The organism is Pokkaliibacter plantistimulans, assembly GCF_003194385.1.
Lineage (GTDB): Bacteria > Pseudomonadota > Gammaproteobacteria > Pseudomonadales > Balneatricaceae > Pokkaliibacter > Pokkaliibacter plantistimulans.
The window spans coordinates 1-906 of sequence record NZ_LAPT01000124.1 but is presented as its reverse complement, the minus strand read 5'-3'; the positions used below and the strand labels follow the sequence as shown (position 1 = coordinate 906).

General features: G+C 58.2%; 1 protein-coding gene. It reads left to right on the top strand.

Annotated features, from left to right (window positions below; genetic code table 11):
* Positions 1-49: 49 nt before the first annotated feature.
* A partial coding sequence (locus tag WH50_RS22590; protein ID WP_110189469.1) for an IS5 family transposase occupies positions 50-906 on the top strand: 857 nt, incomplete at its 3' end.

Here is a 906-nt window from a genome sequence, read left to right as displayed (position 1 = left end):
GGCTTTGTTGCACAAATCGGAGCGGGTTCCCCTGCAGTAGAATGAAGGCATGAACAAGCCTGCCTCCCCGAAGTACAAGACAACGAACTGGAAGTCCTACAACGCCGCGCTCAAAGCGCGTGGCTCATTGATGATCTGGCTGGACCGGGATATGACCTGGCACGGGACGCCACGAGGCCAGCGTGGACGTCCACAGGTCTTCAGCGATGCGGCCATTCAGTTCTGCCTGACGATCAAAAACCTGTTCGGCCTTGCTCTGCGCCAGGCGGTGGGCATGGTGCAAAGTATGCTTAGCCTGGCGGGACTGAACTGGCCTGCGCCGGACTACAGCACGATATGCCGACGTCAGAAGTCGCTGAATATCTCGATTCCTTACCGCCCCAGCACATCGGGGCTGCATCTCCTGATCGATAGCACGGGGATCAAGATGCTGGGCGAAGGCGAGTGGAAAACAAAAAAACACGGTGCAGACTACCGCCGCCAGTGGCGCAAAGTGCATTTAGGTATTGATGCGCAGACGCTGGAAATTCGGGCCATTGAGGTCACCGACAACACCGTAGGTGACGCCCCGATGCTGCCAGAGTTACTGAGTCAGATTCCAGCGGAGGAAGAGATTGCATCCGTCAGCGGTGATGGTGCCTATGACACCCGAGGCTGTCATGAGGCGATAGCTCAGCGAGAGGCGGAAGCGGTGATTCCCACGCGCAAGAATGGGAGGCTGTGGAAGGAGAATCGAGCGGGGGCGAAAGCCCGTAACGCGATCTTGCGGGCGACGCGTTATCTGGGGCAAACGCTCTGGAAAAGGTGGAGTGGTTACCACCGGCGCAGCCTGGTAGAAACCAAAATGCGGTGTTTCAAGCGGCTGGGTGAGCGGGTCATGGCGAAAGATTTCGACCGTCAGGTGGC